The sequence below is a fragment of the Stutzerimonas stutzeri genome (assembly GCF_013522825.1).
Taxonomy (GTDB): Bacteria; Pseudomonadota; Gammaproteobacteria; order Pseudomonadales; family Pseudomonadaceae; genus Stutzerimonas; species Stutzerimonas stutzeri_AK.
The window spans coordinates 24,626-33,560 of the sequence record NZ_JAAMQZ010000045.1; the positions used below are offsets into that span (position 1 = coordinate 24,626).

Annotated in this window: 6 protein-coding genes; 3 read left to right on the forward strand and 3 right to left on the reverse strand. The window is 52.1% G+C overall.

From position 1 onward, the window contains the following. The first annotated feature begins 25 nt into the window (after positions 1-25). Genes traF through G7020_RS20815 form a run of 3 tightly spaced genes read left to right on the forward strand, consistent with a single transcriptional unit; the run spans position 26 to position 5,313 of the window. The gene (gene traF / locus G7020_RS20805; protein ID WP_181086889.1) at positions 26-1,078 is read left to right on the forward strand and encodes a conjugal transfer protein TraF; all 1,053 of its coding nucleotides are present in this window, start codon (positions 26-28) and stop codon (positions 1,076-1,078) included. Next, positions 1,075-2,484 (forward strand): conjugal transfer protein TraH, encoded by a 1,410-nt coding sequence (locus G7020_RS20810; RefSeq protein ID WP_181086890.1) that lies wholly within the window; start codon positions 1,075-1,077, stop codon positions 2,482-2,484. The genes traF and G7020_RS20810 overlap by 4 nt, the downstream gene beginning before the upstream one ends. A gap of 3 nt (positions 2,485-2,487) precedes the next feature. After that, the gene (locus tag G7020_RS20815) at positions 2,488-5,313 is read left to right on the forward strand and encodes a conjugal transfer protein TraG N-terminal domain-containing protein (RefSeq protein WP_181086891.1); all 2,826 of its coding nucleotides are present in this window, start codon (positions 2,488-2,490) and stop codon (positions 5,311-5,313) included. A gap of 611 nt (positions 5,314-5,924) precedes the next feature. Here G7020_RS20815 and G7020_RS20820 read toward each other — a convergent pair. From G7020_RS20820 to G7020_RS20830, 3 genes are all read right to left on the reverse strand, one after another. Further along, positions 5,925-6,947, reverse strand: coding sequence for a hypothetical protein (locus G7020_RS20820; protein ID WP_181086892.1), 1,023 nt, complete (start codon positions 6,945-6,947; stop codon positions 5,925-5,927). Between the two features lie 3 nt (positions 6,948-6,950). After that, the gene (locus tag G7020_RS20825) at positions 6,951-7,496 is read right to left on the reverse strand and encodes a transglycosylase SLT domain-containing protein (RefSeq protein WP_181086893.1); all 546 of its coding nucleotides are present in this window, start codon (positions 7,494-7,496) and stop codon (positions 6,951-6,953) included. A gap of 311 nt (positions 7,497-7,807) precedes the next feature. Further along, positions 7,808-8,788, reverse strand: coding sequence for a ParM/StbA family protein (locus G7020_RS20830; protein WP_181086894.1), 981 nt, complete (start codon positions 8,786-8,788; stop codon positions 7,808-7,810). Positions 8,789-8,935 lie beyond the last annotated feature (147 nt).

Consider the following 8,935-nt stretch of genomic DNA (forward strand, 5'->3'; position numbering starts at 1 on the left):
CCTCTCCGCTATTGCCATCAGGATAATGAGCCGCACTGTTCAGTTGCCGGCATTCACGATGGCCTATTCAAAACTCCCAGTTCTGCTCATTGCCACCATGCTTTCGAGTGCCCATGCGGCCACCTCCGCGAAGGATGTGCAGAAAGCCGAGTCAACTCCTGCAATCGCCGGCTCGTCGTTCTACGCCGATAAGGAACGAGGGTGGTTCTGGTATGAAGAGCCCGAGCCCGAGCCCGAACCTGAGCAACCGAAAGAGGAGCCGCCTGCTCCAACACCGCCTCCGCAGCCGACCGAGAAAGCTGAGGAGTTACCCCCTGTCGGTAGCGTCGCCTGGCTCCAGATCATGATCCCCAAGCTCAAAGAAGCCGCCATCGACGATCCATCAGAGGTGAACGTCAAGGCCTTCTACTACGCCCAGCGCCTGATGATGGACAAGGCTGAGCGGTTCTCCAGGGCGTCGATGCAGACGATCAAAAACGAGCCATTGCTGGATGAGGATCTTCGATATCCGACATCGAACGCCGCATCGAGCGCACTGGCCTCGGCTGCCGAAGTACAGAAGAAAGAGCTGCTGAAAATCATCGCAAACGATGCAGCGCTGATGATCTTCTTCAAGGGCCGCGACTGTGCACTGTGCGGACAGGCTATATCAGCACTGCAGGGATTGGAGCACGCATATGGCTTCACCATCATCCCTGTGTCCATGGACGGGGAGCCCCTACCAGGGGGGGAGTATCAGAATCTGCAGTATGACGCAGGCCTGGCGAAACACCTGGGGATCATTACCACACCGGCTATCGCAATGGCGGTTCCGCCAAACGATGTTCGCATCATCAGCTACAGCACGATTTCGCTGGAGGCTGCCAGTAATCGCATCCTGCAAGCGGCAAGCGATGTTGGGTTGATCTCCAAGGAAGAGATGAACGCCACCTCTCGGCTGGCGCAGATCGGCTTGATCGCACCAGAGCAGATCGTCGATGCGCCGGCTGATCCGACCAAATCACCCGAAGACTTTGTGAACGCAATGCGCGATGCCGCAGTTCGTGCTTTCGATTTCCAGAATGGAGAAGACCAGTGAGGATTAACGCTCTCGCATTTGCCGTTGCTGTTGGAATCGCCATTCCCCTAACGGCCTCTGCCACCATCGAGCAGCAGGTCAACAGCATGTTTGGCCAGCTCATTAACGTGACAGGTCCTGGCTCATACAAGACCGCTTCGCGGGGTGTCGTATCGGGTGGCGGTATTGTGCTGCGAAATCGCATCACCACTTCCAACCTGATCAGCATCACACCGCCCTCTGCAAAAGGCGGCTGCGGCGGCATCAACCTTTACACAGGCTCTTTCTCATTCATCAATGGCGAGGAGTTTGTCGGGCTGATGAGAAACATCGCCTCAAACGCGGCTGGAGTCGTGAGTGGCTATGCATTTGAAGCCGCGCTGGATTATATGGATGCGTCAACTGCAAGCATCATTCGAGGGCTGCGCAACAACATCCAGCGCCTAAACGAGATGTTCTCGAATTCATGCCAATTGGCTACTGGAGTCATAGATGCCGGAAGGAAAGCATTTGCCGAACATAACGATCTGAAATCGGCTGCCACTGGAATGCTTGAGAACGTAACGTCTGACTTCTTTTCATCCAAAACTGCGACTGCTACATCACCGTCAGAGCGGCTTGCAAGCGCAGGGAAGATGAAGCCGTGTTACAACACTGGCAACGTCATGTGGTGCGGCTTGCGCAAAATGGGGATCGCTTCACACCTCACTACCGGCAACGACGAGTTTGCCGAGTTGATCATGTCGATTGTCGGTACACATATCCTTACCCTAAAAGATAATGATAAGGGTGGAAAAGAGATAACTGCGTCCCCAATTCAGCCGACTATCACAGACCGATCAATCTCCCTTTTTGTGGATGGGAGTAAGGGATCGGACGAAAAGGTACTCAGCTGTGATTCCGATGACAAAGAGCAATGTTTGAACCCATCTGTTCGAACGCTCGGCTCATTCAAAGGTTTGAAGCAACGCATCATCGATGACGTTAGAACCTCAGGCGTTTTCGACAGGCTGGCGAACGGTACTGCGTCTGAGGCTGATGGCGCAAAAGTTCAGTATTTCATGTCCAGCGCTGTTGGCCACAATCTTATGCGTGTTATTCAGAAAGCTGGAGCAGCTGAGGGCTATATCTACTTTGAAGAATTTGCACATGTAATCGCCATCAACGCTGCATATGCAGCAATTATGGAGCTGATTGACGCTGCGCACGCGGGACTAACTGGCGTTGACTTCGCTGAAGCGGAAAAAATAAAAGAAGATTTGCGTGCCGCTCGGCAACGAGTCACAAGCGAGTGGACAAAAGAACTCATGAACGGAACCAATTTCCGTGATGCAGATAAGCGAGCTTCTGAGATTCTGCAATTGGCTGAGAACAATGATAATGGCAAAACAGTTCAAGGTCGTCAGAACCAGGGGGCAGGGAGCTAATTTATGTCCATGAACATTTATACGACTGGCAGCGGCGAGTTCCTTGAGATAATCCTGAACGCAAGTGCCATGATTACAGGCTCTGGATTCAGTGAGGATCTGGCGCGCATCGGCTTTCTAATTGGTTTGGTGCTGCTCAGTTTCCAAGCAATATGGAACGGCCAAGGCATTTCATTCCATAAGGCGGGTATGCTGTTCGTGGTGTACCTGCTGCTATATGGCCCAACAACTACAGCCGTTATTGAAGATACAACGACGAACCAAGTGCGCATCGTAGACAACCTTCCTATCGGACCAACCTTCATTGGCTCCGTTATTTCGACTGTGGCCTACAATATTACAAAGACCTCAGAGCAGGCTTTTTCAACTCCATCTATGACAAACTATGGTTTGTTTAGCAGTTTGAATACACTGGCCAAAGTGCGCGACGTGCTTAGAAATCCACTAGCACTTGACTCATTTGTTAACTACCGCAGAAACGGTGGATGGGATCTTCCGAAAAGCGTAAACGAGTATCTGACGTTCTGTACGCTTAACCCGATCAACCTTAGGAACTATACAACTATCGACGAGCTTTATCGTGGTGCCGGACTTGAATCCGTTCTTGCTGCGCCGCTTATATCTCAGTCAGCGTACATATATGACGGACAGCCTAATGGGCGTCTGGACTCATGCACAAATATCCAGCCTCGCCTCAATGCAGCCATCCGAGAGGCGATGATGGATGTGATGGGTGAAATTCTGGATAAAGGGTTTGCAGCTGAGAAAGCTGCAGGCAAGGTTACTACGCAATTTGAACTGCAGGCGCAAATTGACCAGTCTATCCAGAGCTTTGCCATGAGCGCCAAGAGTGCTCAGGGCTACACCGAGATGTCGCTTATCCAACCAATCTTCGGTGACGCGCGTGTCAATGCGTTGAACCACTGGCAGGAACAGAATGCCGCTCTGGCACTACGAGAATCGCTTAACCATCAAGAGATCCAGTGGGCCGGGAAGGGCGACACCTTCAAGCACTATATGCGTCCCATGATCGCCTTCTTTGAAGGTCTGCTGTATGCGATGACTCCGTTCATGGCATTCGCCCTGGTACTCGGCGACAAGGGCATGTCGATTCTTGGGAAGTACATGGTGCTTCCCTTGGCAGTCGCGCTTTGGATGCCCCTGCTGAGCATCGTAAACGCCTTTACCCTCTGGTATGCCGGCGCGGAGATGCAAGCAATCTTTGACGGGTACGATGCAACCTCGCAAAGCTTTGCAATGCTTCAGTTGCTCGATATAGATCATGCCATTTCCAAAGCTCTAGGCGTCGGAGGCATGCTCGCAGCATCGGTACCGCCGCTCGCGCTCTTCATCGTCTCCGGTTCAGCCATGGTTGCAAATAGCATCATGGGACAGATGACTCAGGGCGATAAGTTCCGCACGGAAGATGTAATGCCTCGTACAAAGGATCAGGCGCCGATTATGGACACATCGGCCAGCTACACGTCTGATCAGATGACTACAGGTGCAAGCGTCACGGGCGCGCGAGCAACAGCACCTAAGTTGTCTGTGGCTGCAGGAGCTGATGCAACTGTTCAAAGCAGCCACGCAAACGCGCAACAAAAAATATCCAACCTTCAAGAGACTCTTCAAAGTGGAGCATCGCAGCTCTCTTCAACATCTGCGGGAAGACAACAGCTTTCGCAAATTGGCGACCAGCTGCAAACGAATCTAAAGCTCGGTGAAAGCACAAATTACAATGAGGCTGTAAGGAAACTTTCCTCAGCGGGATGGAGCCAAGACGAAATTAAAGCTGGCTCAGCATCTGGCCATCTGGGCGGTTCCCTTCCAATGGGTCTGGCTGGCGGAAGGCTGGAACAGTCTGCAAAGTTTCAGCAAATGAGTTCCGAGCAGCAGCAATTAACGAAAGAGGGCGTTCTTCAGCTTCAGCAGGTTGTAGACTCCAATAGGAGCGACACAGCTACGTTTGCTGCAGCTGAAGCATTTACCCAAAATAACCAAGCCATGGAGCAGGTATCTAATAGCGATACAATCGGAAGAACGCTCACGGAAGCGAAATCGGCACAAGCTACATATACAGATACCAAGGCTTCTAGCCAGGGCTGGAGAAGCCAGCAAGACCTTGACATAGGACAGGCTGCGGGTAAGGCAATTGCAAATAGCGGCCTCACAAAACACGCGGCTGCACTAGGCATACGAGAACTTGCAGGACAGAATGAACAGGACTACGCAAGTATTCGCAACCTGATGAATTCTGCTAGTGTTCAGCAAGCCACTACGGATAATGATGAAAGAATCATTGCCGCCTCTATGCTTCATATGCAGCAAACTGGAAGAATGGGTGAGTTGGTAGACTCTCAGTTCTCTCCATTCGACTTCAAGGTTGATTCTGGAAACTCAAACGAACTTGCAGGCCTGAAAGGAGCAGCGCCCGACACCTCTGGTATGGATGATCGCTTCGAGAATGCTCGTAGGGGCGCAGCTGGCGCATTCTTAGAAATGAATGACATGAATACAAGTGGCTATCATTCTATGAAAGCCGATGGTAGAGATGTCATTGACGTTAAGGATGACGCAAATGCAGCAGTTGTTCAGGAGCACTATCAAACAGGTCTGAATAATCAGCCAACGGATCAGCCACCCGTTGTGGATACGTTCATGAGCAATCCTGAGCCGCTTACACATCAACTCAGCGAGATGCCTCAGAATTTCTCAAATGCGGGGCAGGGCATAAAAAATGCGGCTCAGACAACTTACAGAGAGCTACAAGAAGCTGGCGAGAAATATCGGGAATCAAGTAAGCCACGAAGCCCAACGAGCATAGACTAAAAAAAAGCCCGCGATGCGGGCTTTTTGTTTACCTCTGTGCGGGTATATGTGTAAACCATTTATAGAAGCTACGTCCGGCATATATAGCACAGACAAGCGCGATAAGGTCAGGAAGCCACGAAGACCTGACACCGAAAACTGCATCAAACAGTCCGATGCCAAAGATGAGGGAAACGAGGACCATGAAGGTAAACAAGAATGCGAGAACGACCCCTAGTGCCTGATACCAGACCGCTTCACGGACGTCAGGCGAACTCCCATCCCACCTTTCGGATAGGCAGAACGGGCAGCAGCTCGATACGGGGCGACCACCTCCAAGCCACCATCCCCAGCCGCCGTAGAAGCCGCGACTAAAGATTGTCTTGGGCACCATCATCTTTCCGCAGCACTGGCACTTCACTGAATCATGGCTCGGCATAGCCACCTCTCTCCACTTCAACCTTGTCATGACTACATCATCGCTCGGTATCGCAGGAACCCAAATGCTCATCGGATATCGCGCCCATAATCGCCATAGCTCTCCCTGGTAGGGAGCCCAACGAAGACGCCAGGCATTGCCTGGTCCGATAGCTCATTGCAGCCTGACTGTGAGCAATCAAGCCCTTATCTTGTTAGCACCAATGGCAGGTGCTCGCCTTTCGTCTATCTTGGATTTTGATCTGACGGCAGGAGGAGCATTCGACAACGCTAACCTCCTGAGAGCGATAACCCGACGCAAGAAGCCAGCATTCAGATGCGTCGAGAGTATCGGCCTCAGAGAAATTCAGGTACGACCAGATCAGGCGGTACTCATTGAGCGCGAGCGAAAAGGCCAGCGCATTGATACGAGTCTCGGGGTTCTTGGCCAGCAGCAGGTAGATGCTCATGAAGAGCAGAGCGTGGCGAGGCATTCTCTCGATACTGCTCGAATGACTGCCGATTCGACCGCCTCCCTTCGGGCCAACACGATTCTCACGGCGCAACTTACGATGAAGGCTGTTAACGCGCTCAGGCAAGCCAACGTGGGCGGTAACGAGTTTGGGGGTCACACCATCCTTCAGCAGCCTTTCTGCGACGACATCACCACTGGTTAGCTCCGCGTTCCAATCCCGCACGCGGCCCATACGCTTACCTCCATTAGCGCGCTGGTGCTTCAGCTCGCCGAGGATAATGCGCAGGCAATCACTCAACTGCGCCTCAGGGTTGTCAGGCTTCAACTCCAGGGAGGCGAGGTCGCACCGAAGGCCAACCTTGAAGCCTCCTTTCTGAATCATCATGAGCCGTCGCAGAAAAGGTTCATGCCGGAAACGGTCGAAGCCTTCATTGTCGAACCCGATGCTGATCAGTGGGTTCGTCTTGTTAGTGATCGCGAAATTGATGGTTTCAGTGACCATGGTCAACCGGATGCATGTGCGCTCAAAAAGGTCATCATCCAGCCCTCCACGCCCAACATCCAACCTGTCATAGGAGATCCTAAAGAGAGAGATCGGAAGCCGGTCCAAAGCCTCCAGTTTTCTCCGGTTGAGCAGGTGCAGCCACATCACATCCCTTGAACTGATCCGCTGTTCCTGGAGTACATCCGGGAAGCCCTGTGGACCTGCCAGGATCATGCGGCGCATTGTCATCTGAATCAGCGCACTGTTGAGTGAGTACATTCCTTAGCTCCCCGATTTCTCTAAAGCTTGAAGTGAGCGCCAGATCATCAGGACATTCCTGGCGTATGCACGAGCGTCTGCTTCACGTTCTGGATTCATTGTGTGGTACCCACCGATGCCTAGCTCGATGTCGTTTCGCTTAACAGAAAGAGACTCGCAAAGGATCTGGGCAGCCACCGCGATATTCGTTTCTGGATCAAGCAGCATCTCAGGCGACTTTACGCGCGCACCGTTCCACCGAAGATTAATCTGCATCATGCCGACATCTGTAAGCGGATCTTCCTGAATGTAGCGCTGTAGAAGCTGTGCGGCTTCGGCCTGACTATCTGGATATTTTGAACCGCTGATTGCATTGCGTAATGCGAACGGATGGGGAGTAATTAACCCCCTCCCTGCCGGATGCCGTGACTCCTGAATCGCGAGCGAGTACAAGAGTAGTGGTGGTGCTTTGCAAGAACTCGCATTGGAAACCCGTTCCCAGACAGTTCCCTTCAAAGTGAACGCCCATACTGTAGGGCTTGCGAGTGCCACAATCAGAAGAAGTGGCATTAGCAAAATTCTATGCGGAGCCATTTGCTGTTCTCGTGATCCAATCTGGTGCTCGTTTAGCTGGCGCAACGGGGGCTACGCCATCAGTTACTTCCGCACACGTTTCAGCTGCAATGGACGGCTCGGAAATGTGACCTTTAAACGGAGCGGATGCTTCACTTCGAGCTAATTGCATTGCGGCCAAAGCGAGAAGCCGTTTCCCTCGCAACTCTGGTTTTAACGACTCCAAATGCGCGAGCAGTTCCGAATATTGCTCGCCAACCCTCACCTGAAAACGCATAGCAGACCTCATTTATCTTCTGAAAGGCGTCTCAAGACATGGCGATAATGTAGAAGCCGTTCGCGTTGCTTTTGACACTATTGGCAGGCTTAATTACCAGAGATTCGGGAAACTCAGAGCGAGCATATTCTTCGTAAATCGAGGCGCCACCGCCTCCCAAAATCACGCAGTCGATTGCGCGACCACGAAGAAAACGAAGAGATTGTTTGATTTCACCTAACACCGCAGGAATAACACGATCAGCTGCGCGCTTTAAATAAACGTCCAACTCAACCTTGCGGCCGAACATCAGGATGTAAGACCGGCCGGACTGTAGCGCATGCTCGATCTTTTCAACACCCGGAATGCCACCCTGTTCCAAGCCAATCTCTTCGTTGCAAGCCTGAAGTAGAACGCTCATTGCTTTAACGCTACTAGAGCTTGACTGCGCAACCAGTTCACGGTGATCGAACAGAACCCAATCCACACTGAAGAATCCGGGATCAAGAACGAGCGAAACAGACTCCTCTACAACATCCGCACTATCTGATGTGCAATAAATATCGGTAAGGGTGCCGATTGGCTGTGCAACAACTACGACGGATTTGACTGTGACTTCGCGTTTTGAACTGATGCGGTGAGTACCAGTCATTGTTTCAACGAGCGCTTTAACATAGCTCTCATCTCGTGCTTGAGTGACCGGCAATCCAGTTACAAGCACGTCGATTACATCTCCACTACCTGCTGCATGTAGCAGAGATGCTTTAAATAGGGCCTGATAGGCCTCCGAGCTGGTGTAATCCTCGTGCAGCTCCCGACCTTCCTGGACCCTTCCAGGGGCAGCGAATGCAACCCATGGCTCGCCATTAACATCAACCAGTACCTCGCCGGCTCGCAGACCTGAATCGCCGGGGATAGAGGCCAGCGGTGCAGCCTGGGACGGCCTTACGAAGGATTCCGGTTGCCCTACGCCGTCACCGAAGGTGCCAATTGTGTTGCTGTAACCGATATCCAGGCCCAAGAAGGTACTCATGACTCTCTCCAGAGGTAGTGTGAATCACCCCGGGTTTCGTGGAGGCCTCAACTCTTGAGAAGATGAGGCCATGAGAAAGACTACTACCTACTCCCCTGAAGTCCGTGAGCGTGCTGTGCGCATGGTTCTGGAACACCTGAACGACTA

Coding starts and splice junctions, on each gene's coding strand:
- traF (WP_181086889.1), top strand. CDS start 26: ATGAGCCGCACTGTTCAGTTGCCGGCATTCACGATGGCCTATTCAAAA.
- G7020_RS20815 (WP_181086891.1), top strand. CDS start 2,488: ATGTCCATGAACATTTATACGACTGGCAGCGGCGAGTTCCTTGAGATA.
- G7020_RS20825 (WP_181086893.1), bottom strand. CDS start 7,496: ATGCCACTTCTTCTGATTGTGGCACTCGCAAGCCCTACAGTATGGGCG.
- G7020_RS20820 (WP_181086892.1), bottom strand. CDS start 6,947: ATGTACTCACTCAACAGTGCGCTGATTCAGATGACAATGCGCCGCATG.
- G7020_RS20830 (WP_181086894.1), bottom strand. CDS start 8,788: ATGAGTACCTTCTTGGGCCTGGATATCGGTTACAGCAACACAATTGGC.